Here is a 19,708-nt window from a genome sequence, read left to right on the forward strand (position 1 = left end):
CCCCCCGGCGCCGCGCCCCCCGACTGGCCCCAGCCCACCCCGCCGGACGGGCGCACGCCCCTCCAGAGCCCTTCGCCCTCCCTCCAGGAAGGCGCACCCCCGTACGGCAGCGGGGCCGTCCCCAACGGGCGGGACCCCGCGCAGGGAACTGGCGCACCCCCGTACGGCGGGGTGGCCGTACCGCCGGGAGCCGCCCCGCCCGGGTGGGCCGGCAGCCGCGCCCCCGGGGAAGCCGCGTCCCAGGCGCCCCCGGCCTCCCTCCGGGAAGGCGCGCCCGCGGGGCGGGGTGACGGGCATACCCCAACCCAGGGGGCGCCCCCGTACGGCGGGTTTCAGGGCAGTGTGTACGCGCCGCCGGAGGGGGTGGTGAGTGCCGCGGGGGACCTGTGGTCGCTCGGGGCGGTGCTGTTCGCGGCCGTGGAGGGGCGGCCGCCGGTGCCGGGGGCGGCGCTCGCCAGGGCGGGGGTGATGGCGCCGGTCCTGGTGGGTTTGCTGTCCGGGGACCCGGCGCGGCGCCCGGCGCACGGGGTGCTGCGGCGGGAGTTGCTGGCCGCGCTGGCGCACGCCGGTTGAGATAGGTCGCGAATTGGAACCACGCCGGTGGCTCCAATCGTTGGACGGGCGACGCACAATGTGGGAGAGGCGGGGCGTGGGCCCCGCGTTCGGAGGAAGCTGAGGATGTCGCCAATCACGAAGTACGCCATCGGCGCAGGCGCCGCCGTCTTGCTCTCGCTGTGGTTCTTCGGCCCCGGGTTCATCACCCTGCTCGTCATCCTCGGCGTGGTCGCGGCCCCGGTGGTCGGCTACATGATGCTGGACCCGTCGCAGCGTGAGCGGTTGAAGCGGGCGCGCAGGCGCGGCATCGGCCGTTGACGGGGCGCGGCGGGCGGCGGGGGCGTCAGGCCTCCGCCGTCCGGCCGTCCACCTGCACGGCGACGCGCACGGTGACGCGGCGCTCGACGTAGAACGACAGGAACGGCACGGTGCCGCCGAGCATCACGCCCAGCATGTACGGCCAGGACCAGCGGGCTTTCATGCCCAGGTTCATCACGGCGACGAGGTAGAGCATGTAGAGGCCGCCGTGGATGGGCGCGATGACCTTCGACAGCCCGTCGACGCCGAAGCCGTAGCGCATGACCATGGCGACGCAGAGGATCAGGAGCATGACGCCGACAATGTAGGCGAGCACCCGGAAGGGCTTGAGAGCCGATTCCACCGTTAACCTTCCAGAACCATCTCGGGGGACCCGGCTGCCCGGTCCCGGTCACTCCGTACGGCGTCGCGTACGAAGTGGAACCACATGAACACGGCGAATCCGGCGAAGATCCACCAGTTGGCGGCGTAAGCCAGGTTACGCCACGTGAGCGTGCCTCCGACCACGGGCGGTGACACCTCGACGGGGGTGAGGGCGGCGCCGGCGGCGGGCTGGGCGACGACGAAGCCGTTGCGCACCTTCTGCCCGCTCCACAGGTTGATCAGCTCGCCGGTCGACACGGTCTGCACCTGGCCCGCGGGCACGCCTTCGGGGCGGCGCTGGACGCTGTCGGTGCCCTGCGGGGGGCGCAGCCTGCCCTCGACGGTGGCACGTCCGGCGGGCACGGCGGTGCCGGGGTCGCCGGCCTGGGCGACCCAGCCCCGGACGACGGGCATGAGGGTGCCGTCGTCGAGCCGGAGCGGTGTGAGGACCCAGTAGCCCTCGCCGCGTGAGACGTTGCCGCCGGGCGCGTCGACGTGCGGCGGCCGGTCGGCGACGAGGAGCTGCCGGTCGGCGTCGTAGACGCCTTCGGCGGTGACCCTGCGCCCGACCGCTGCGGTGAGCATGTGGCCGCCGACGTCGGAGAGCGTGGTTACGCTCACCGGCGCGGGGTCGGTGGTGGCCTGCGGCTTGCCCGAGTCCTGGAACACGCCGAGTTGCCAGCGCCCGAGCAGGATGAACGCGGTGACGACCGCGATCGTGAGCAGGTGCAACCCCATGACGCGCAGCGAGAACAGGGTCTTGAGCATGGTTCCAAGCTATCCGCCCGGGGGGCCGGTCTCGTAACCAACCCACCCGTGGATCACGCGAAAAGGCGCAAAAGCGGCAGGCGATCCCGCTAGGCTGCTGCGCATGTCTGACCAGCATATCGACCCTGCGGGCAACACTCAGCAGTTCCGCGCGTTCGCGCAGCGGTCCGAGCAGGAGTCCAAGACGGTGAAGAAGTCGCCGGTCCTGCCGATCGTCGCCGTCGTCGTGGTGGTCGCCGCCATCGGCGTCGCCGCGTTCCTGCTCCTGCGCTAGCGCCCCGGGGCCGGACCCTCCCCGCCACGCGCCGTGGCGGGTTCTCGTCGTGCCCCGGGGCCGCGCCGCTCAGCGGTGTGAGCCGGCCACCATCGCGCTGCCGCCGCCGCGCCTGACCGGCTCGGCGACCGCCTGGATCCGGCCTCGGCCGAGGAACTCCAGCGCCGTGGCCGCCCCGATCTCCGGGTTCAGCACCAGGTCGTGCCCTCTCGCCTCCAGTTCGGTCTCGTACGCGTCGAGGAACGCCTGCTCGGCCTGCGTCTGGGCGGTGTTGCGCTGGGTGGCGCGCGGCGCGGCGAGCGCTTCCGGCAGCCGCATGCCGAACTCGTACCGGTTGACCAGGATCTGCAGCACGGTCGTGATGATCGTGGAGCCGCCGGGCGAGCCGAGCGCCATCACGGGCCTGCCGTCGTCGAACACGAGGGTGGGCGCCATCGACGAGCGGGGCCGCTTGCCGGGGGCGGGCAGGTTCGGGTCGCCGGGGGCGGGGCCGAAGGTGAAGTCGGTCAGCTCGTTGTTGAGCAGGAAGCCCCGGCCGGGGACGACGATGCCGTTGCCGCCCGTGGACTCGATGGTGAGGTTGTAGGCGACGACGTTGCCCCACCGGTCGGCGACGACGAGGTGGGTGGTCTCGGGGCCTTCGGCGGCGGTGGGGGTGGCGGGTGCGGTGTCCGAAGGCGGGGCGCAGGGCCCGTAGTCGCCGTCGGGGGCGCCGGGCGGGGCCGGGTGCTTGACGGCGCGCTCGCCGATCAGGCAGGCGCGTTCCTTGGCGAAGCCGTCCGACAGGAGCTCGCGCAGCGGGACGCCGGGGATGTCGCCGACGTAGGCGTTGCGGTCGGCGAAGGCGAGCCGGGACGCCTCCAGGTATTCGTGCACGCCGACGCGGGGCAGCGCGTCGAGGATGTTGAGCGCCTCCCCCACGGTCGAGCCGCCGGACGACGGGGGCGCCATGCCGTAGACGGTCAGGCCCCGGTAGCCGACGCGCGTGGGCTCCCGCATGAGGGCCCGGTAGGCGCGCAGGTCGCCGAGCTCCATCAGGCCGGGCCGGACGTTGCGCGTCGAGCCGGGGGTCACGCGGGGCCGTTTGACCGTTTCCACGATCTCGCTGCCGAGCCGCCCGCCGTACAGCCAGCCGGGGCCGCGCCGGGCCAGCTCGCGGTAGGTGGCGGCGAGGTCGGGGTTGCGGAAGACGGAGCCGACCGCCGGGGGCGCGCCGCCGGGCAGGTAGAGGGCGGCGGTGGAGGTGAAGTCCTTGAACCGGGCGGCGTTCTGGGCGGTCTGGTCGTGGAAGGTCTGGTCGACGACGAAGCCCTTGGACGCGACCTCGATCGCGGGCTGGAGCGCCTGGCGCAACGACAGCGTGCCGAACCGGCGCAGCGCGAGGTCCCACTGGGCGACGGCACCGGGGACGCCCGCCGACAGGCCGCTGGTGACGGCCTCCTCGAACGGGATGCCTTCGAGGCTGGTCGAGGTCATGGCGCGCGGGGCGGTCTCGCGGCCGTCGATGGTGTGGACCTGGCGTCTCCTGGCGTCGTAGTAGACCATGAAGCCGCCGCCGGCCAGCCCGGCGGAGTAGGGCTCGGTGACGCCGAGCACGGCGCCGGCGGCGACGGCGGCGTCCATGGCGTTGCCGCCGCGCCTGAGCACGGCGACGGCCGCCCGGCTGGCGTCAAGGTCGACGGTGGCGACGGCGCCGCCGTGGCCTTCGGCGACGGGGACCTTCTGCGGGGGCGGGTGGTGCGCGGCCACGGCCGGGGCGGCGGGGGCCAGTGAGACGAGGACTGCTGCTGCGGGAACGATCACTCGGCGCATGGTGTCCACGATGACCCAGCTACGCCTGTCGTGGTAGGGCCCCCTGCCACAACCGGAGGATGCGATGGTCATGCGCGGGGCCTAGCGTGGGGGTGTGGGCAAGAAGTCCGGGTTCGATCCCTACCTCGCTTTGATCATGGCGGTCGCCCAGGTCGTGCTGTCCCAGGGGGCGGCCTGGGGGCAGCGGGAGTTCAGGCGGCCGCTCGACGCGGTGGCGTACGTGCTGCTGCTGATCGGCCCGGCGGCGATCGTGTTCCGCCGCAAGTTCCCGGTCGCCTCGTCGGTCGTGGCGCTGCTCGCCACGTACGCCTACACCTGGCTCGACTACCCGCTCGGGCCCGTCTACTTCGCCCCGGCGATCCTGCTGTTCTGCCTGATCACCCAGGGGCGGCGGCTGGCCGGCTGGATCATGGCGGGGATCACGCTCGCGGTCTTCGTCGCGTACGGCTACATCGGCAGCGAGCTGTCGCTCGGGCTCTTCCACGACCTGGCCGTCACCGCGTTCATCCTGCTCATCATGGTGGTCGCGGAGCTCACCCGGATCTGGCGCGAGCGCCGCGCCCAGCAGCAGCGGGCCGCCGAGGAGGAGACCAGGCGCCAGGCCAGCGAGGAGCGGCTGACGATGGCGCAGGAGCTGCACGACGTGCTGGCGCACAACATCTCGCTCATCCACGTGCAGGCGTCGACCGCGCTGCACCTGATCGACGACCAGCCCGAGCAGGCCCGCACCGCGCTGACCACGATCAAGGCCGCCTCCAAGGAGGTGCTGGGCGAGATGCGCTCGGTGCTGAACGTGCTGCGCGAGGGCGCCCCGCGCGCCCCCACGGCGGGGCTCGACCGGCTGGACGACCTGGCCGAGCGCAGCGGCCTGGACGTGACGATCAAGCGGGTGGGCTCGCGCCCGCTGCCGCTGCCGGTGGAGCGGGCCGCCTACCGAATCGTCCAGGAGTCGCTGACGAACGCCGCCCGCCACGCGCCCGGCTCGCGGGTTACGGTGCGGCTGGAGTACGGCGCGGACGAGCTGGCCGTCCGGGTGACCGACTCCGGCGCGACGGCGCCGGGCGCGCTGTCCGAGGAGGGCAGCGGCAACGGCATCCCCGGCATGCGGGAGCGGGCCTCGGCCCTGGGCGGCACGCTGGTGGCCGGCCCGTCGGGCGACGGCTTCCAGGTCTCGGCCCGGCTGCCCCTACCCCAGGAGGATTGATGATCAAGCTGTTGCTGGCCGACGACCAGGCGCTCGTGCGGGCCGGGTTCAAGGCGCTGCTGGACGCCCAGCCGGACATGTCGGTGGTGGCCGAGGCGGCCGACGGGGCCGAGGCGGTCCGGCTGGCCGCCGAGCACCGCCCCGACGTGGTGCTGATGGACATCCGGATGCCGGGCACCGACGGGCTCACCGCGACCCGGCAGATGCCGGAGGGGCCGCGCATCGTCATCCTGACGACGTTCGAGCTGGACGAGTACGTGTTCGAGGCGCTGCGCGGCGGCGCGAGCGGCTTCCTGGTCAAGGACACCGAGCCGGCCGAGCTGATCCAGGCCGTGCGGGTGGTGGCGGCCGGGGAGGCGCTGCTGTCGCCCAGCGTGACCCGCCGCCTGATCGCCGAGTACGCCTCCCGCGCCAAGGAGCCGCTGGCCGCCGGGGGCCTGGACCAGCTCACCGACCGCGAGCGGGAGGTGCTGACGCTGGTCGGCTCCGGCATGACGAACGACGAGATCGCCGCCCGGCTGTTCATGTCGCCGGCGACGGCCAAGACGCACGTGAGCCGGGCGATGATGAAGCTGCACGCCCGCGACCGGGCCCAGCTCGTCGTGATCGCCTACGAGTCGGGCCTGGTCAAGCCCGGCTGGCTCTGAGCGTCGGCCGGCGCCGCCGCCGGCGGGCCGGCGCGCCCGGGGGCGCGTACGGGCCGGTCGAGCCGTGCAGCAGCGCGGCCAGGTGGCGGGCGGACTCCGGGTGGGCGAACACCTCGCCGAGCAGGTCGCGCAGGGCCGCGCCCTCCTCGCCGGACAGCCGTTCCAGCGCCCGCTGGGCGCGGGTGTGCGCGAGCGTCCGCTCGGCCTGCGGGCGGCGCTCGGCCTCGTACGCGTCGAGCACCCGGGCGGGGGCGCCGGCCAGGTGGGCGGCGAGCTTGGCAGCGAGCTCGGCGGCGTCGACGAGGCCGACGTTCAGCGCCGATCCGCCCGCCGGGAACAGGTGGGCGGCGTCGCCCGCGAGGAACACCCGCCCGGCCCGGTAGCGCTCGGCGAGCCGGGCCTGGGCGACGGTGGCGGTCAGCCAGATCGGCTCGCCCAGCGGCAGGTCGCGGCCGGTGACCCGGCGCAGGGCGGCCCGCAGGTCGCCGACGGTGACGGCCCCGCCCTTCTCCCCCGGGCCGCCCTTCTCGCGTACGGCGACGATGTGGACGCCGGGCCGCAGCGAGGTCAGCAGGACGCGGCCGCCGGGGAACTCGTTCCAGCCCCGCGCCAGCCCGCCGAGCTTCGGCCTGCCCCGGAAGTGGCCGAGCCGCAGCACCTCGTCGTCGGTGGTGCCGGGGAAGCCGATCCCCGCCTGCTCGCGGACCAGGCTGCGGCCGCCGTCGCAGCCGACGGCGAACCCGGCCCGCACCGGCCGCTCGCCCGCGACGTGCAGCGTCACGCCCTGCTCGTCCTGGGTGAGCGAGCGCACCTCCCGGCCGCGCCGGATCTCCGCCCCCAGCTCGGCGGCGCGCCCGGCCAGCAGTCTCTCCAGGCGCGGCTGCTGGATGACCACCGTCCGGAGCGGCACGTCCAGCCGGGCCAGCGGCAGCGGCACCGGCCCGAACGGGAAGCGCGGCGGCCTGCGGGCCCCCTTCAGCAGTCCCCGCTGTTCGAGCAGGTCGACGGCCTGCCCGATGACGCCGTTGGCGCGCGGCAGCTCGCTCGGCTCCGGCCTCTTGTCCAGCACGAGCGGCCGCACTCCGGCCAACGCCAGCTCACCCGCCAGCATCAGCCCGACGGGCCCGGCTCCCACGATCACGACATCGTCCATGCCTGTCAGGCTAGATTGACAAATCTCCGGCTGTCAATCTAGCCTGACAGCGTGGACATGGGAGAACTGTCTGAACGCATCAAGTCCCACGACCCCGCCGTGGGCCTGCGCGCTGTCGGCGCACTCCACCGGCTCGCCGAGCAGGTCGAGGCCGTCTCGGTCGGGCTCGCCCGCGAGCAGGGCTGGACGTGGGAGCAGATCGGCGACGCCCTCGGGATGTCGCGCCAGTCGGTGCACGCCAAGTACGGAAAGTGAGGCCCGCCATGTTCGGCATGGACAAGAGCCCGTTCGGTCAGGCGATCAAGGCCGCCCAGGACGAGGCCCGGCAGCGCGGCGACCGCCGCCTGGGCACCGAGCACCTGCTGCTCGGCCTGCTCCGCGACCCGTCCGGCGCCCCGGCGCGGGCGCTGGGCGTCGACGCCGCGACGGCCCGGGGCGCGCTCGACACCCTCGACCGGGCCGCCCTGCGCGCGATCGGCATCGACGTCGGCGACGCCCCGGCGGCCAGGCCGCGCAAGCACCCGCCGCTCCCCGGCACCGCGCTGTCCTCCAGCGCCCGCGTCGCCATCGTCCAGGCGGCCAAGGCCACCACCAGGAAGAATCGCGACCAGGAAGGTCCGGGCCGGCTCCTGCTGGCCCTGCTCGACCAGCGCCACCCCGACCCGGTGGCCGAGCTCATCGACGCCCTCGGCGTCGACCGCGCCGCCGCCCGCGCCCGCCTCTCCCCCTGAGGCGTACGGCCACCGGGCAGCGCGTACTCCCCCGGGCGGACCCCAGGACACGCCCGCCGTCCGATTCGCCGCGACCCTCCGGCGGCGACCCTGGAGGTAAGCCGAAGGAGGAGAACATGACCACGTTCGCGCACGCGGGCTTCTGGCCCGTCATCCCGATGATCTGGGGCCTGTTCTGGATCGCCGTCGTCGCGCTCGCCGCCTGGACCTGGCGCCGGGGCGTCTGGGGCCGGCGGGGACGCCCCGCGGAGACCAGGCCCACCGCGCCCGCCGAGCAGATCCTCGCCGAGAGGTACGCCCGCGGCGAGATGAGCGACGACGAATACCTCGAAAGGATGTCCGTGCTCAGAGGCGGGGCCTGATAAACGGTACGCAGGGTGAAACAACTGTCACTGGCCGCATTCGGCACGCAAGGTTACTTTCCCTACAGGACCTCTTCCAGAAGTGGGGATGAGATGCGGTCAATCGCCAGGTTCTGCGGCCAGTGCAGCTGCGGCTGCCCGGAGCTGTTCGTCGACCCGACGGCGCCTGAGGATCGCCAGGTGGTCATCACGGACGACTTCGGCCAGCGGGTCGAGATGAGCCACGACCAGTTCGCCTCGATCGTGGAGGCGGCCAAGGCCGGATCGCTGGACGAGCTGGCGCTGGTCCACTGAGCACCACGGCACAGGCGCTCACGCTGCTCGGCAGCGGCCTGGCCGCCGGGCTGCTGGCGGGCACCGCCTCGTGCACCGCCGTGCACGGCGGCCTGATGGTCGGGCTGGCCGAGGGGCGGGGCCGGGCGGTGGCCTGGTTCCTGGCCGGCCGGCTCGCCTCCTACTCGGCGGCCGGCGCGCTGCTCGGGCTGATCGGCGCCGCCGTCAAGCCGCCGCCCGCCGCCCGGGCGGTCCTGCTGGTCGCCGCGGGCGTCCTGGTGATCGTCTTCGCCGTGCGGGCGCTGCGCCGCACCGGCTGCGCGCCGGGCGGGCGGGAGCTGCCCCCGATGGCCGCGCCGCTGCTCGGGGCCGCCACGATCCTGGTGCCGTGCGGGGTGACGATCGGCATGGAGCTGGTCGCGGTCTCCAGCGGCTCGCCGCTGCCGGGCGCGGCGGTGATGGCCGGGTTCGTGCTCGGCAGCTCGCCCGCGCTGGCGCTCCTGGGTTACGTGCTGCGGCGCGTGTCCCGTACCCGGCTGTCCAAGGTGACGGCGGTGCTGGCCGTCGCGGCGGGGCTGTGGACGATCGGGGCGGGCGTCAACCTGGGCGGCTGGCTGCCCGCGGGCGCGAGCGCCGGGCCGGACCGGCCGCTGAGCAGGACCGTCACCATCCACGCCACCCACGACGGCTACCGGCCCGCGGCCGTGGAGGCGCCGGCCGGGGTGCCCGTCGAGGTGGTGTTCAAGCTGGTCGACCGGGGATGCGCGCAGACCGTGGCGTTCGCCGGGCGCGACCTGGCCGTGCCGGCGACGGTGAAGCTGCCGCCGCAGCCGCCGGGAGAGCTGCGTTACGCCTGCGGGATGGGCATGTTCACAGGCTTCATCAAGTTCTCCTGACAGGCTCGGCGATTACCGTTCGCGATCGGGCGATCACGTGCCACCCTGTGGGCCATGGCGTGGAGGCAAGGTGACGTGGCGCTGCCGGCCGTGCCGGCGCCACGGGTGGGGGACGAGGCCGAGCTGCTGATGGCGGCGCAGGCGGGCGACGCGCAGGCCGCGCACCGGCTGGGCAGGCTCTACGCGCAGCGCGGCGACCGCCTGTCGGCCAGGCAGTGGTGGGAGCGCGCCGCCGCGGGCGGCAACATCGACAGCGCCTACAACCTCGGCATCTGGCACGAGAAGCACGGCAGCCTCGACGAGGCCGTCACCTGGTACGAGCTGGCCGCCGGCACCGGCGACGCGGAGGCCGCCGTCAACCTGGCCACGCTGCTGCTGGAGCAGCGCGGCGACTACGCGATGGCGCGGAGCTGGTACGAGAACGCCGCGCGGGCCGGGTCGCGGGCCGCGGCGCGCCGGCTGGCGCTGATGTGCGAGGACGCGGGCGAGATCCAGGCGGCGCGGGAGTGGCACCGGCACGCCGCCGCCGCCGGTGACGCGCCCTCCGCGCACGACGCCGGGTTCCTCGCCTACTCGGGCGGCGACGAGGAGGAGACCGTGCGCTGGTGGGAGACCGCCTCCCGGGCCGGGCACGCCGAGTCGGCCTACTGCCTGGGCCTGTTCCTCCAGGCCAGCCGCGACCCCGAGGGCGCGGAGGGCTACTACCGGCTGGCCGCCAAGAGCGAGCACCCGGGCGCCGCCTCGCAGCTCGGCGCCATCGCGCTGTCGCGCCGCGACCTGCGCACCGCGCGCGGCTGGTACGAGCAGGCCGCCGGGGCGGGGCGGCTGGAGGACCAGCGGATGGCCGGGTTCGTCTGCGTGGAGCTGAACGACGCGCAGGGCGCCAGCCACTGGTTCGGCAGGGGCGCGGCGGGCGGCGACGCCGAGTCGGCGTTCAACTTCGCGCTGCTGCTCATCGCCGAGTTCGGCGACCTGGGCGGCGGCCAGCACTGGTTCCGCCAGGCGGCGCTGGCCGGGCACCACCGGGCGGCCGTGGAGCTGGGCGGCCTGCTGACGGCGGCGGGCAAGACGGCCGAAGCCGAGGAGTGGCTGGCCGACCCGCCGCCGCCCATCTGGGACCGGCCCGCCGAGCCGGAGCTGGTGGCCCGCGCCGAGCTGGCCGCCGCCGCCACCGGCCGCCGGGGCGGCCACGGGCTGTCGGTGACGGAGCTGACGGAGATCCTCGGCACCTGGGACCTGATGACCAGGCCGCTGCTCGACCACGCCGACGTGATCGGCTGGCTGGTGAGCCGCAGCGGGCTGCACGCCAGCGCGGTCGAGCACCTGGCCTCGGTGCGCGGCACGCTGCTGCGGCCCGGCAGCGGGCCGTGGCCGAGCCCGGGCGAGATCGAGCACGTGCTGGCCACGGCCCGCGAGCTGCGCCGCCGCCTCGGGACGGCCGGCGCCGCCCGCGACGGAGGCGGCTCGCCGCGCCGCCGGTGAACAACCGCCGACCGGCCCCGCGGCTCGGTCAGGCGGCCAGCACCTCGGCCACCGGCGTGTACGGAAGCTGGAGCGCCTGGGCGACCGGCTCGTTGGTGAGCGTGCCGGCGTGCGTGTTGAGGCCGCCCGCCAGGGTCGCGTCCGCGGCGAGCGCCTCCTGCCAGCCCAGGTCCGCCAGCTTGACCGCGTACGGGAGGGTGGCGTTGGTCAGCGCGTTCGTGGAGGTGTTGGGCACCGAGCCCGGCATGTTGCCCACGCAGTAGAAGACCGAGCCGTGCACCGTGTAAGTGGGGTTGGCGTGGGTGGTCGGCCGGGAGTCCTCGAAGCAGCCGCCCTGGTCGATCGCGATGTCGACGAGCACGGAGCCGGGCTTCATCCGCGAGACCAGCTCGTTGCTGACCAGCGTGGGAGCCTTCGCGCCGGGGATGAGGACCGCGCCGATCACCAGGTCGGCCCGCAGCACCTCCTGCTCGATCGCGTACGCCGTCGACACCAGCGTGCGCAGCCGGCCCTGGTAGACGGCGTCGATGAAGCGCAGCCGGTCGACGTTCGTGTCGAGGACGGTGACCTCGGCGCCCATGCCGACGGCGATCTGGGCCGCGTTCAGCCCCGAGACGCCGCCGCCGATCACCACGACCTTGGCCGGGGCCACGCCGGGCACGCCTCCCGGCAGCACGCCGCGCCCGCCGTTGGAGCGCATCAGGTTGTACGCGCCGACCTGCGGCGCCAGCCTGCCCGCGACCTCCGACATGGGGGCGAGCAGCGGCAGCGCCCGGCCCTCCTGGACCGTCTCGTACGCGATCGCGGTGGTGCGCGCCGCCAGCAGCGCGTCGGTGCACGGCCGCGACGCCGCCAGATGGAGGTAGGTGAACAGCACCTGGCCCTCGCGCAGGCGGTGGTACTCCTCCGCGATCGGTTCCTTGACCTTGAGGACAAGGTCGGCCTCTTCCCAGACCGCGTCGGCGCCCTCGCGGATCTTCGCGCCCGCCGACAGGTACTCCTCGTCCGTGATGTGCGAGCCGAGCCCCGCGCCGCGCTGGACCGTCACGCTGTGGCCGTGGTTGACCAGCTCGTGGACGCCAGCAGGGGTGACCGCGACGCGGTATTCGTGGTTCTTGACCTCGGTCGGCACGCCGATCTTCATGGGCGATGCTCCTTTCGGGAACAAAAAATCCGGTACGGCGAGCCGTACCGGATGGGGGGTTTCTACAATCGCGCCCACGCTTCCGTGAGCACCGAGCGGAGTATCGACCCGATCTCGTCGAACTCCTTCGGTCCTGCGATCAGCGGTGGCGCGAGCTGGATGACCGGGTCGCCGCGATCGTCGGCCCGGCAGTAGAGGCCGGCGTCGTACAGCGCGTGCGACAGGTAGCCGCGCAGCAGCCGCTCCGACTCGTCGGCGTCGAACGTCTCCTTGGTGGCCTTGTCCTTGACCAGCTCGATGCCCCAGAAGTAGCCGGAGCCGCGCACGTCGCCGACGATCGGCAGGTCCTTCAGGCCGTCGAGCGTGGCCTGGAACACGGGCTCGTTCCTGGTGACGTGGCCGAGCAGGTCCTCGCGCTCGAAGATGTCCAGGTTGGCCAGCGCGACGGCGGCGGAGACGGGGTGGCCGCCGAAGGTGTAGCCGTGGGCGAACATCTGGTCGCCGTTCTTGAACGGCTCGAACAGCCGCTCGTGCGCGATCATGGCGCCGATCGGCGAGTAGCCGCTGGTCATGCCCTTGGCGCAGGTGATGATGTCGGGCACGTAGTCGAACTTCTCGCCGCCGAACATGGTGCCGAGCCGGCCGAAGGCGCAGATGACCTCGTCGGAGACGAGCAGCACGTCGTACTCGTCGCAGATCTCGCGCAGCCGCTGGAAGTAGCCGGGAGGCGGCGGGAAGCAGCCGCCGGCGTTCTGCACGGGCTCGGCGAACACGGCGGCCACCGTGTCGGGGCCCTCCATCTCGATCGCCCTGGCCACCCGGTCGGCCGCCCAGATCCCGTACTGCTCGGGCGTCATGCCCGGCACGCCGGTGATCTCGTCGGCGCGGTAGTGGTTGGTGTTGGGCACCCGCACCGAGCCGGGCACCAGCGGCTCGAACATCTGCTTGAACGCCGGGATGCCGGTGATCGACAGCGCGCCCTGCGGGGTGCCGTGGTAGGCGATCTGGCGGCTGATGACCTTGTGCTTGAGCGGCTTGCCGACGAGCTTGTAATACTGCTTGGCCAGCTTCCACGCGGTCTCGACGGCCTCGCCGCCGCCTGTGGTGAAGAACACGCGGTTGAGGTCGCCCGGCGTCATCGCCGCCAGGCGCTGGGCCAGCTCGGCGGCCTTCGGGTGCGCGTAGGACCACAGGGGGAAGAACGCCAGCTCCTGGGCCTGCTTGGCGGCGGCCTCGGCCAGCTCGCCGCGCCCGTGGCCGACCTGGACCACGAAGAGTCCCGCCAGCCCGTCGAGGTAGCGTTTGCCGTTGATGTCGTAGATGTAGGAGCCCTCACCGCGGACGATGGTCGGGACCTCGGACTGCTGGTAGGCGCTGTGCCTCGTGAAGTGCAACCACAGGTTGTCCTGAGCGGCCTTCAGGACGTCGTTTTCCGGCTGCGTCATAGCTATCTTCCCTTGTGTCTGACCTCCCCACAGTCTGCATCTTCACCTGCGCTTTGCCAAGCGAATGCGTCGCGACACTCTGCAAGAAAACCGAGATCCGCAGAACCGGTATGTAACAACTACGAAATCCGCAGGTAGATTAGCCGTTGCAGCATCCGGTTTCACGCACAGTGAAGCCTTGTGTGATGCAATGAGACGTTAACTATCGAGAACGACCCCGGGGGACCCACCCGTGACTCCTGACCAGATCGAGAGCGCCGTCGCGGCCGCCATGCCCCAGTCCGTCGAGGAACTGAGGCGCCTGGCCGCCATCCCCTCCGTGGCCTTCCCGGGGCACCCCGAGGAGCCCGTGCTCGCGGCGGCGGCGGCGGTGGAGGAGCTGCTGCGCAGCACCGGCCTGGCCCGCGTGCAGCAGATCCCCGTCGAGGGCAGCTTCCCCGCCGTCTACGGCGAATCGCCGGCCCCGCCCGGCATGCCCACGGTCCTGCTGTACGCCCACTACGACGTGCAGCCCGCCGGCGACCCGGCCGCCTGGCGCACCCCGCCCTTCGAGCCCACCCTCATCGACGGGCAGCTCTTCGGCCGGGGCGTGGCCGACGACAAGTCCGGCATCATCTCCCACGTCACCGCCCTGCGCGCCTTCCAGGGCCGCTTCCCCGTCGGCATCAAGGTCATCATCGAGGGCCAGGAGGAGTACGCCGGCGAGCGGCTGGAGGCGTTCGTCGAGCGCAACCCCGACCTGCTGCGCGCCGACGCCATCGTGGTCGCCGACACCGGCAACCCGCGCGTCGGCGACCCCGCGGTGACCACGTCGCTGCGCGGCATGGCGGCCTTCACGATGGAGGTGCGCACCCTGCGCGAGCCCGTGCACAGCGGCTCGTTCGGCGGCGCCGCCCCCGACGCGCTCGCCGCCCTGATGCGCATGGTGAGCGCGCTCCACGACGAGAACGGCGACATCCGCGTGCCCGGCCTGCCGCGCGGCAGCTTCCTCGGCCAGGGCCCCTCCGAGGAGGAGTTCCGCAAGACGGCCGGCGTCGTCGACGGCGTCTCGCTGGTCGGCTCCGGCTCGCTCGCCGACCGCCTCTGGGCCTCCTACGCGATCACCGTGACCGGCCTCGACGTGCCCAGCGTCTCGGGCGCGGTCAACGCCGTCCAGCCGGTCGCGCGGGCCCGCGTCACCGTCCGCGTCCCCCCGGCGGGCGACCCCAAGACCACGGTCAACGCGGTCGTGGAGTTCCTGCGCCAGGTGGCGCCGTGGGGCGTCAAGGTGTCGTTCGGCGACTTCACCGTGGGCTCCGGCTTCCAGGCCGACTCCGGCGGCAAGGCCCGCTCGGCGCTCAACCGCGCCATGGAGCGCGCCTTCGGCCGCCCGCCGCGCGACGTCGGCGCCGGCGGCTCCATCCCGCTGGTCAACACGCTGCTCAAGCAGTTCCCGGCGGCGGAGATCCTGCTGTTCGGCGCCGAGGACGAGGACGCGGCCATCCACGCGCCCAACGAGCGGCTCGACCTGGAGGAGCTGCGCCGGGTGGCCACCACCGAGGCGCTGTTCCTGCGCGAGCTCAGCCTCCCCTCGGCGCTCGGCGTCTAGGGAAAGCCAATGGGTCAGGGGCGCCAGCGGGTCTGGGCGTAGTCGCCCTTGCGGAAGCCGAGCACCTTGTCCGGGGCGACCTCGAAGACCAGCGCCGGGCCGCCCTCCTCGCTGTGGAAGGCGCCGTCGCGCACCTCGAAGCGCCACTCCTCGCCGTACTTGGCCACGTAGGCGGCGGCGAGCGCGTGGAGCAGGCCGGGGCCGGACACCTGGGCGGCGACGCCCTCGACGACCAGGTCGAGGCCCTCGCGCAGGGTGCTGGCGCCGGTCGTGAGCGCGCACCGCTGGTTGGTCTCCAGGTTGCGGGCCTTCTGCTCGCCGGGGCCGGTGCAGAAGTAGAGCGCGCGCTCGTGCCAGACGGCGATCAGCGGCGTGACGTGCGGGCGGCCGTCCGCCCGCACGGTCGACAGCCAGTACGTCTGCGCGCGGGCCAGCTCGTCGCGGGCCTGCTCCCACGGCGTGGCGGTGGCGCCCGGCGCGCTGAAGCGCTCGTCGAGATGGGTCTCCATGGCGGGGTCCTTCCCGTGTCGGTTCGGGGGATTGGACTCCGGCGGGGTCAGGAACTCGTCGCCGGGCGCGGGAAGAGCCGGACGAACCGCTCGGCGACCTGCTTGTCCCCCTCGACGGCCATCCTGTCGCAGGGCTCGCCCATGAACACGACGGCGCGCAGCGTGCCGGGGTCGGTGTCGAGGACGGCCTGGGCCGGGGCCTGCCCGTCGGCCGCCCGGGTCAGCGTGAGCCGACCGCCGTCCACCGCGGCCAGGAAGCTCTGCTCGCCGAGGCGCAGCTCGACGCTGCCGGTGAAGCCTTCGGCGGCCCGGGGGTCGAAGGTGGACTTCAGGGCGTACATGAGCGCGTCGGGGCTGAGCGGCCGGTCGGAGCGCAGCGGCGTGCGGCTGCCCCAGCGGGCCAGCGCGAGCACGACGGGCTCCAGGTCGCGGCCGAGGCCGGTCAGCTCGTAGACCTGGCTCGCGGCGGGCGGCGGCAGCTTGCGGCGGCGCACCACCTCCGACTCCTCCAGCTCGCGCAGGCGCTGGGAGAGCACGTTCTGGCTCGCGCCGGGCAGGCCCGCGCGCAGGTCGGTGAAGCGCTTGGGGCCGAGCAGCAGCTCGCGGACGATCAGCAGCGCCCACCGCTCGCCGACGTGGTCGAGGGCGCGGGCGATGCCACAGGGGTCGTCGTACGTTCTCATCAGGCTCCTTGCCAACTCGCACCAGCTAGTCCTAGTTTAGGACTATGGAGACCGACCTGAACACACTGCCGCAGGGCGACCTCAGGCTGCTGGAGCACGAGGTGGCCCGCAGGCTGCTCGTCTCGACGGAGCTGGCCAGGGTCGCCTACGTCGCCGCCGACGGCACGCCCCGCGTCTACCCGACGATGTTCCACTGGAACGGCGAGGAGCTGGTCATGGCCACGTTCGCCGGCGCGGCCAAGATCACCGCGCTGCGCGCCAGGCCCGACGTCGCCATCACCATCGACGCCAACACGATGCCGCCCGACGTGCTGCTCATCCGGGGCCGGGCCGAGGTGACCGACTGGGAGGGCATCGTCCCGGAGTACGCCCTGGCCCACCACCGCTACGCCGGCCCGGAGCAGGGCGCCAGGAACGTGGCCGAGGCTGACCGGCCCGGCGTGCGCATGGCCCGCATCGCGGTCCGGCCCGCCTGGGTCGGGGTGCTGGACTTCCAGACCCGCCTGCCCGCGCCGATCGCCGGCCGGGAGTGAGCGTGACGACGTTCGCACTGATCCACGGCGGCGGCGGCAGCGCCTGGTACTGGCACCTGCTGGAGGACGAGCTGCGCCGGCGCGGCCACACCACGGTGGCCGTCGACCTGCCCATCGAGGACCCGGACGCCGGGCTCGGCGACTACGCGGACACCGTGGCCGACGCGGTCCGGCGGGCCGCTCCGAAGGCCGGCGGGGAGGGCACAGGGGAGCGCGCCGGGCGGCTGGTCGTGGTGGCGCACTCGTGGGGCGGCTTCGTCGGCCCGCTGGTGTGCGACCGGGTCAGGGCCGACCTGCTGGTGATGCTGGCCGCGATGGTGCCCGTACCCGGGGAGGCGCCCGGCGACTGGTGGGCCAACACCGGCTTCGGCGACAAGGACATCGACGACGAGGTGGCGCTGTTCATGCACGACGTGCCGCCCGAGCTGGCCGCCGAGGCGTCGCGGCACAACCGGGCGCACGCGGACAAGGCGCTCGTCGAGCCGTGGCCGCTGGAGCGGTGGCCGGACGTGCCGACCCGCTTCCTGCTCTGCCGCGACGACCGCTGGTTCCCGGCGCCGTTCATGCGGGAGATGGCCCGCGCGCGGCTCGGGGTGACGGCCGACGAGATCGACGGCAGCCACAGCGTCACGCTGTCGCGGCCCGCCGCGCTGGCCGACCGGCTCGAAGCCTACGACCGGGAGGCCGCCGAGGACGCGCGGACCGGCAGGTCGTAGACGCGGCGGACGCTGCTGCCCAGCCTGCTCACGTCGGCCCCGTACACGTGGATCGACACCCCGACCTCGGCGCTGGTGTTGCGCACCTGGTGGATGTCGCCGGGCGGCGCGAAGCCGCTGACCTCGCCGGGCCGGTTGTCGGCGCGCCCGATCTCCAGCAGGTGGTCGCCCATGTCCCGGTAGAGGGTCTCGTGCTCGACGCCGCTGAGGACGCCGAACGCGCACCACGAGACGTGGTCGTGGATGACGGTGTCCTGGCCGGGCCGCCAGACGACCGCCACGACCGAGAACGCGTCCTGCGCGTGCAGCACGCGGGACACGTACCCGTCGGGTGAGCCGGCGCGCTCCTCCTCGGTGAGGATGTCCAGCGGGGGGAGCCCGTCGCGCAGCAGGTCGGCGACCGCGAACGCGGTCTCGCGGCGGCCGAGGCCGCGGTCGGTGATCGCGCGGATGCCCGGCACCAGCTCGCCGAGCCCGGGACGCAGGGTCGTCTTCATGGCTTGCCTCCTTTCCTCCACGGTCCTACGGCGGCATCGATAGGTCCAACAGAAGTAATGAGGCTCATTCATAGGTACGGTTGATGGATGCTTGATGTCGTGCGGCTTCGCGTCCTGCTGGCGGTCGCCCGGAAGGGATCGCTCACGGCCGCGGCCAAGGAGCTGCACTACGCGCAGCCGTCCGTCAGCCATCACCTGGCCAGGCTGGAGGCGGAGACCGGGGCCAAGCTGATCCAGCGGGCCGGGCGCGGCATCCGGCTGACCGAGGCGGGGCGGCTGCTGGCCGAGCGCGCCGCCGACATCGTGAGCCGGCTCGACGCCGCCGAGGACGACCTGGCCGCGCACGTCGGGCTGCGGTCGGGGCGGGTGCGGCTGGCGGCGTTCCCGTCGGCGCTCGGCACGTTCGTCCCTGGGGCGGCCGGGCTGCTCGGGCGCGAGCACCCGGGGCTGCGGCTGCACCTGACCGAGACCGAGCCGCCCGAGGCGCTCAGGCTGCTGCGCGCCGGGCGGGTCGACGTCGCGGTCATCTTCCGCTACGACGACACCGCGCCGGAGGACAACGGCATCCAGATGGTCCACCTGCTCGACGACCCGAGCTACCTGGTCTCGCCCGGCCCGGACCGGACGCTGGAAGGGCATGCCGGATCGGCGTGGATCGCCGGGTGCGACCGGTGCCGCAGCCATCTGCTCGACCTGTGCGACAAGGCGGGATTCGCCCCGGACATCACGTTCACCAGCGACGACATCGTGGCCGTGCAGGCGCTGGTGGCGGCCGGGATGGGCGTCACCGTCCTGCCGGGGCTGGCGCTGCGCGCGCACCGCCACCCGGAGGTGTCGGCGACCCCGATCCCGGGCTCGACCAGGCACGTCTACGCCGCCGTCTACGGCGAGCCGCCGCACCCGCCGGCCACCGAGGCGCTGCTGGCGGCGCTGCGGTCTGCACTGGGGTCGGCACCACGGTCGGCGCTGGGGTCGGCGCTGCGGGAAACCCTTTGACGCGCCCTCCTACGATGGCCGCATGCCGGATCTGACGACACTCGCCCTCTTCTGCGCGGCCACGCTCGCGCTGCTGCTGGTCCCCGGGCCCGCGGTGCTCTTCATCGTCACGCGCAGCGTCGCCCAGGGCAGGTCCGCGGGGCTCGTCTCCGTCCTGGGCGTGCACGCCGGGTCCGTGGTGCACGTCGCCGCCGCCACGCTCGGGGTCAGCGCCCTGCTGGCGGCCTCGGCGACGGCCTTCACCGTCGTCAAGTACGCGGGCGTCGCCTACCTGGTCTGGCTCGGGCTGCGCAAGCTGGTGCGCCGGGGCGGCGGCGAGGAGGCCGTGGCGGTGCCGGAGCAGTCGAGGCGGCGGATGTTCTGGGAGGGGTTCGTGGTCAACGTGCTCAACCCGAAGACGGCCATCTTCTTCCTGGCGTTCCTGCCGCAGTTCACCGACCCGTCCGCCGGGCCGGTCGCGCCGCAGATGCTGGTGCTGGGGCTGATCTGGATGGTGCTCGGCATGGCCAGTGACGGCACGTACGCGCTGCTGTCGTCGGCCCTGGCCGGTTACGTGCGCAGCTCGGCCCGGGCGCGGCGGCGGCTCGACGTGGGCAGCGGGCTGGTCTACCTGGGGCTGGCGGCCTGGCTCACCGGCGAGAAGGCGTAACGGATGTAGCCGCCGGGTGACATGCCTCTTCCCGAATGATCGCCAGGCGGCGAAGAAGAGCGACAAGCCGGAAATTTCGTGTCTCTAGTGCCATAGTGAGCGGGTGGCGG

At 73.5% G+C, this 19,708-nt stretch carries 25 protein-coding genes; 16 read left to right on the forward strand and 9 right to left on the reverse strand.

Going from position 1 to position 19,708, the window contains the following annotated elements; translation table 11 throughout:
• Window positions 1-366 precede the first annotated feature (366 nt).
• Both ACBI99_RS11050 and ACBI99_RS11055 read left to right on the forward strand, forming a co-directional pair.
• The gene (locus tag ACBI99_RS11050) at window positions 367-573 is read left to right on the forward strand and encodes a hypothetical protein (RefSeq protein ID WP_219511219.1); all 207 of its coding nucleotides are present in this window, start codon (window positions 367-369) and stop codon (window positions 571-573) included.
• Window positions 574-678: 105 nt separating this feature from the next.
• Window positions 679-873, forward strand: coding sequence for a hypothetical protein (locus ACBI99_RS11055; RefSeq protein WP_219511221.1), 195 nt, complete (start codon window positions 679-681; stop codon window positions 871-873).
• 25 nt (window positions 874-898) lie between these two features.
• Here ACBI99_RS11055 and ACBI99_RS11060 read toward each other — a convergent pair whose 3' ends face one another.
• Together ACBI99_RS11060 and ACBI99_RS11065 are read right to left on the reverse strand one after the other, a co-directional pair.
• Window positions 899-1,216: a DUF3817 domain-containing protein gene (locus tag ACBI99_RS11060; RefSeq protein WP_357583929.1), complete on the reverse strand. Its 318-nt coding sequence runs from the start codon at window positions 1,214-1,216 to the stop codon at window positions 899-901.
• A 2-nt stretch (window positions 1,217-1,218) separates the two neighbouring features.
• Window positions 1,219-2,004, reverse strand: a complete 786-nt coding sequence (locus ACBI99_RS11065) for an SURF1 family protein (protein WP_219511225.1) — start codon at window positions 2,002-2,004, stop codon at window positions 1,219-1,221.
• A 103-nt stretch (window positions 2,005-2,107) separates the two neighbouring features.
• Here ACBI99_RS11065 and ACBI99_RS11070 point away from each other — a divergent pair, with 103 nt between their 5' ends.
• Window positions 2,108-2,278 carry a hypothetical protein gene (locus ACBI99_RS11070; RefSeq protein ID WP_219511226.1) on the forward strand — a complete coding sequence of 57 codons (171 nt, stop codon included), beginning with the start codon at window positions 2,108-2,110 and terminating at the stop codon, window positions 2,276-2,278.
• A gap of 69 nt (window positions 2,279-2,347) precedes the next feature.
• Here the strand turns inward: ACBI99_RS11070 and ACBI99_RS11075 are convergent, their stop codons facing one another.
• Window positions 2,348-4,090, reverse strand: a complete 1,743-nt coding sequence (locus ACBI99_RS11075) for a gamma-glutamyltransferase family protein (RefSeq protein ID WP_375072245.1) — start codon at window positions 4,088-4,090, stop codon at window positions 2,348-2,350.
• A gap of 94 nt (window positions 4,091-4,184) precedes the next feature.
• On the opposite strand from ACBI99_RS11075, the gene ACBI99_RS11080 reads away from it, so the two are divergent.
• Together ACBI99_RS11080 and ACBI99_RS11085 are read left to right on the forward strand one after the other, a co-directional pair.
• Window positions 4,185-5,294, forward strand: coding sequence for a sensor histidine kinase (locus ACBI99_RS11080; RefSeq protein ID WP_219511238.1), 1,110 nt, complete (start codon window positions 4,185-4,187; stop codon window positions 5,292-5,294).
• A complete protein-coding gene (locus ACBI99_RS11085; RefSeq protein WP_375072246.1) occupies window positions 5,294-5,941 on the forward strand; it encodes a response regulator in 648 nt (215 codons plus the stop codon). Before ACBI99_RS11080 ends, ACBI99_RS11085 begins: the two co-directional genes overlap by 1 nt.
• Here ACBI99_RS11085 and ACBI99_RS11090 read toward each other — a convergent pair.
• A complete protein-coding gene (locus ACBI99_RS11090) occupies window positions 5,922-7,094 on the reverse strand; it encodes an FAD-dependent monooxygenase (protein ID WP_375072247.1) in 1,173 nt (390 codons plus the stop codon). The two genes, ACBI99_RS11085 and ACBI99_RS11090, sit on opposite strands and share 20 nt — an antisense overlap.
• 57 nt (window positions 7,095-7,151) lie before the next feature.
• Here ACBI99_RS11090 and ACBI99_RS11095 point away from each other — a divergent pair, with 57 nt between their 5' ends.
• The 6 genes from ACBI99_RS11095 to ACBI99_RS11120 all read left to right on the forward strand — a co-directional run bounded on the left by ACBI99_RS11095 (window position 7,152) and on the right by ACBI99_RS11120 (window position 10,838).
• A complete protein-coding gene (locus ACBI99_RS11095; RefSeq protein ID WP_197094079.1) occupies window positions 7,152-7,349 on the forward strand; it encodes a hypothetical protein in 198 nt (65 codons plus the stop codon).
• Window positions 7,350-7,357: 8 nt separating this feature from the next.
• Window positions 7,358-7,825 carry a Clp protease N-terminal domain-containing protein gene (locus ACBI99_RS11100; protein ID WP_375072248.1) on the forward strand — a complete coding sequence of 156 codons (468 nt, stop codon included), beginning with the start codon at window positions 7,358-7,360 and terminating at the stop codon, window positions 7,823-7,825.
• 116 nt (window positions 7,826-7,941) lie between these two features.
• Window positions 7,942-8,187 (forward strand): SHOCT domain-containing protein, encoded by a 246-nt coding sequence (locus tag ACBI99_RS11105; RefSeq protein WP_375072249.1) that lies wholly within the window; start codon window positions 7,942-7,944, stop codon window positions 8,185-8,187.
• Between the two features lie 93 nt (window positions 8,188-8,280).
• Window positions 8,281-8,481, forward strand: coding sequence for a hypothetical protein (locus ACBI99_RS11110; protein WP_219511251.1), 201 nt, complete (start codon window positions 8,281-8,283; stop codon window positions 8,479-8,481).
• A gap of 50 nt (window positions 8,482-8,531) precedes the next feature.
• Window positions 8,532-9,356, forward strand: a complete 825-nt coding sequence (locus ACBI99_RS11115; RefSeq protein ID WP_375072437.1) for a sulfite exporter TauE/SafE family protein — start codon at window positions 8,532-8,534, stop codon at window positions 9,354-9,356.
• Window positions 9,357-9,410: 54 nt separating this feature from the next.
• A complete protein-coding gene (locus ACBI99_RS11120) occupies window positions 9,411-10,838 on the forward strand; it encodes a tetratricopeptide repeat protein (RefSeq protein WP_219511254.1) in 1,428 nt (475 codons plus the stop codon).
• Window positions 10,839-10,866: 28 nt separating this feature from the next.
• On the opposite strand, the gene ald is transcribed toward ACBI99_RS11120, so the two are convergent.
• Entirely contained in the window at window positions 10,867-11,982 is a 1,116-nt protein-coding gene (ald, locus tag ACBI99_RS11125) for an alanine dehydrogenase (RefSeq protein WP_357583938.1), read from the reverse strand.
• A 62-nt stretch (window positions 11,983-12,044) separates the two neighbouring features.
• A complete protein-coding gene (locus tag ACBI99_RS11130) occupies window positions 12,045-13,427 on the reverse strand; it encodes an aspartate aminotransferase family protein (protein ID WP_219511257.1) in 1,383 nt (460 codons plus the stop codon).
• A 232-nt stretch (window positions 13,428-13,659) separates the two neighbouring features.
• Between ACBI99_RS11130 and ACBI99_RS11135 the strand changes: the two genes are divergently transcribed.
• Window positions 13,660-15,015, forward strand: coding sequence for a M20/M25/M40 family metallo-hydrolase (locus ACBI99_RS11135; protein ID WP_219511258.1), 1,356 nt, complete (start codon window positions 13,660-13,662; stop codon window positions 15,013-15,015).
• Window positions 15,016-15,029: 14 nt separating this feature from the next.
• On the opposite strand, the gene ACBI99_RS11140 is transcribed toward ACBI99_RS11135, so the two are convergent.
• Both ACBI99_RS11140 and ACBI99_RS11145 read right to left on the reverse strand, forming a co-directional pair.
• Complete coding sequence (locus ACBI99_RS11140) at window positions 15,030-15,524, reverse strand: pyridoxamine 5'-phosphate oxidase family protein (RefSeq protein ID WP_375072250.1); 495 nt, start codon at window positions 15,522-15,524, stop codon at window positions 15,030-15,032.
• Between the two features lie 47 nt (window positions 15,525-15,571).
• On the reverse strand, window positions 15,572-16,207 hold the full coding sequence (locus ACBI99_RS11145) for a winged helix-turn-helix transcriptional regulator (RefSeq protein WP_375072251.1): 636 nt from the start codon (window positions 16,205-16,207) through the stop codon (window positions 15,572-15,574).
• 44 nt (window positions 16,208-16,251) lie between these two features.
• Here ACBI99_RS11145 and ACBI99_RS11150 point away from each other — a divergent pair, with 44 nt between their 5' ends.
• Together ACBI99_RS11150 and ACBI99_RS11155 are read left to right on the forward strand one after the other, a co-directional pair.
• Window positions 16,252-16,740, forward strand: a complete 489-nt coding sequence (locus tag ACBI99_RS11150) for a pyridoxamine 5'-phosphate oxidase family protein (RefSeq protein WP_364182242.1) — start codon at window positions 16,252-16,254, stop codon at window positions 16,738-16,740.
• Between the two features lie 2 nt (window positions 16,741-16,742).
• Window positions 16,743-17,456 (forward strand): alpha/beta hydrolase, encoded by a 714-nt coding sequence (locus ACBI99_RS11155; RefSeq protein ID WP_364182240.1) that lies wholly within the window; start codon window positions 16,743-16,745, stop codon window positions 17,454-17,456.
• Here ACBI99_RS11155 and ACBI99_RS11160 read toward each other — a convergent pair.
• Entirely contained in the window at window positions 17,411-17,953 is a 543-nt protein-coding gene (locus ACBI99_RS11160) for a cysteine dioxygenase (protein WP_375072252.1), read from the reverse strand. The two genes, ACBI99_RS11155 and ACBI99_RS11160, sit on opposite strands and share 46 nt — an antisense overlap.
• Before the next feature lie 87 nt (window positions 17,954-18,040).
• On the opposite strand from ACBI99_RS11160, the gene ACBI99_RS11165 reads away from it, so the two are divergent.
• Window positions 18,041-18,949 (forward strand): LysR family transcriptional regulator, encoded by a 909-nt coding sequence (locus tag ACBI99_RS11165; RefSeq protein ID WP_375072253.1) that lies wholly within the window; start codon window positions 18,041-18,043, stop codon window positions 18,947-18,949.
• 22 nt (window positions 18,950-18,971) lie between these two features.
• Window positions 18,972-19,598 carry a LysE family translocator gene (locus ACBI99_RS11170; protein WP_375072254.1) on the forward strand — a complete coding sequence of 209 codons (627 nt, stop codon included), beginning with the start codon at window positions 18,972-18,974 and terminating at the stop codon, window positions 19,596-19,598.
• The last annotated feature ends 110 nt before the right edge of the window (window positions 19,599-19,708 follow it).

It is taken from the genome of Nonomuraea sp. ATR24, assembly GCF_041950485.1.
Lineage (GTDB): Bacteria > Actinomycetota > Actinomycetes > Streptosporangiales > Streptosporangiaceae > Nonomuraea > Nonomuraea ceibae.

Excerpts from the sequence above, each read along its gene's own strand:
- ACBI99_RS11055 (WP_219511221.1), top strand. The coding sequence starts at position 679 with ATGTCGCCAATCACGAAGTACGCCATCGGCGCAGGCGCCGCCGTCTTG.
- ACBI99_RS11065 (WP_219511225.1), bottom strand. The coding sequence starts at position 2,004 with ATGCTCAAGACCCTGTTCTCGCTGCGCGTCATGGGGTTGCACCTGCTC.
- ACBI99_RS11070 (WP_219511226.1), top strand. The coding sequence starts at position 2,108 with ATGTCTGACCAGCATATCGACCCTGCGGGCAACACTCAGCAGTTCCGC.
- ACBI99_RS11075 (WP_375072245.1), bottom strand. The coding sequence starts at position 4,090 with ATGCGCCGAGTGATCGTTCCCGCAGCAGCAGTCCTCGTCTCACTGGCC.
- ACBI99_RS11085 (WP_375072246.1), top strand. The coding sequence starts at position 5,294 with ATGATCAAGCTGTTGCTGGCCGACGACCAGGCGCTCGTGCGGGCCGGG.
- ACBI99_RS11090 (WP_375072247.1), bottom strand. The coding sequence starts at position 7,094 with ATGGACGATGTCGTGATCGTGGGAGCCGGGCCCGTCGGGCTGATGCTG.
- ACBI99_RS11095 (WP_197094079.1), top strand. The coding sequence starts at position 7,152 with ATGGGAGAACTGTCTGAACGCATCAAGTCCCACGACCCCGCCGTGGGC.
- ACBI99_RS11100 (WP_375072248.1), top strand. The coding sequence starts at position 7,358 with ATGTTCGGCATGGACAAGAGCCCGTTCGGTCAGGCGATCAAGGCCGCC.
- ACBI99_RS11105 (WP_375072249.1), top strand. The coding sequence starts at position 7,942 with ATGACCACGTTCGCGCACGCGGGCTTCTGGCCCGTCATCCCGATGATC.
- ACBI99_RS11110 (WP_219511251.1), top strand. The coding sequence starts at position 8,281 with ATGCGGTCAATCGCCAGGTTCTGCGGCCAGTGCAGCTGCGGCTGCCCG.
- ACBI99_RS11120 (WP_219511254.1), top strand. The coding sequence starts at position 9,411 with ATGGCGTGGAGGCAAGGTGACGTGGCGCTGCCGGCCGTGCCGGCGCCA.
- ald (WP_357583938.1), bottom strand. The coding sequence starts at position 11,982 with ATGAAGATCGGCGTGCCGACCGAGGTCAAGAACCACGAATACCGCGTC.
- ACBI99_RS11130 (WP_219511257.1), bottom strand. The coding sequence starts at position 13,427 with ATGACGCAGCCGGAAAACGACGTCCTGAAGGCCGCTCAGGACAACCTG.
- ACBI99_RS11140 (WP_375072250.1), bottom strand. The coding sequence starts at position 15,524 with ATGGAGACCCATCTCGACGAGCGCTTCAGCGCGCCGGGCGCCACCGCC.
- ACBI99_RS11145 (WP_375072251.1), bottom strand. The coding sequence starts at position 16,207 with ATGAGAACGTACGACGACCCCTGTGGCATCGCCCGCGCCCTCGACCAC.
- ACBI99_RS11150 (WP_364182242.1), top strand. The coding sequence starts at position 16,252 with ATGGAGACCGACCTGAACACACTGCCGCAGGGCGACCTCAGGCTGCTG.
- ACBI99_RS11160 (WP_375072252.1), bottom strand. The coding sequence starts at position 17,953 with ATGAAGACGACCCTGCGTCCCGGGCTCGGCGAGCTGGTGCCGGGCATC.
- ACBI99_RS11165 (WP_375072253.1), top strand. The coding sequence starts at position 18,041 with ATGCTTGATGTCGTGCGGCTTCGCGTCCTGCTGGCGGTCGCCCGGAAG.
- ACBI99_RS11170 (WP_375072254.1), top strand. The coding sequence starts at position 18,972 with ATGCCGGATCTGACGACACTCGCCCTCTTCTGCGCGGCCACGCTCGCG.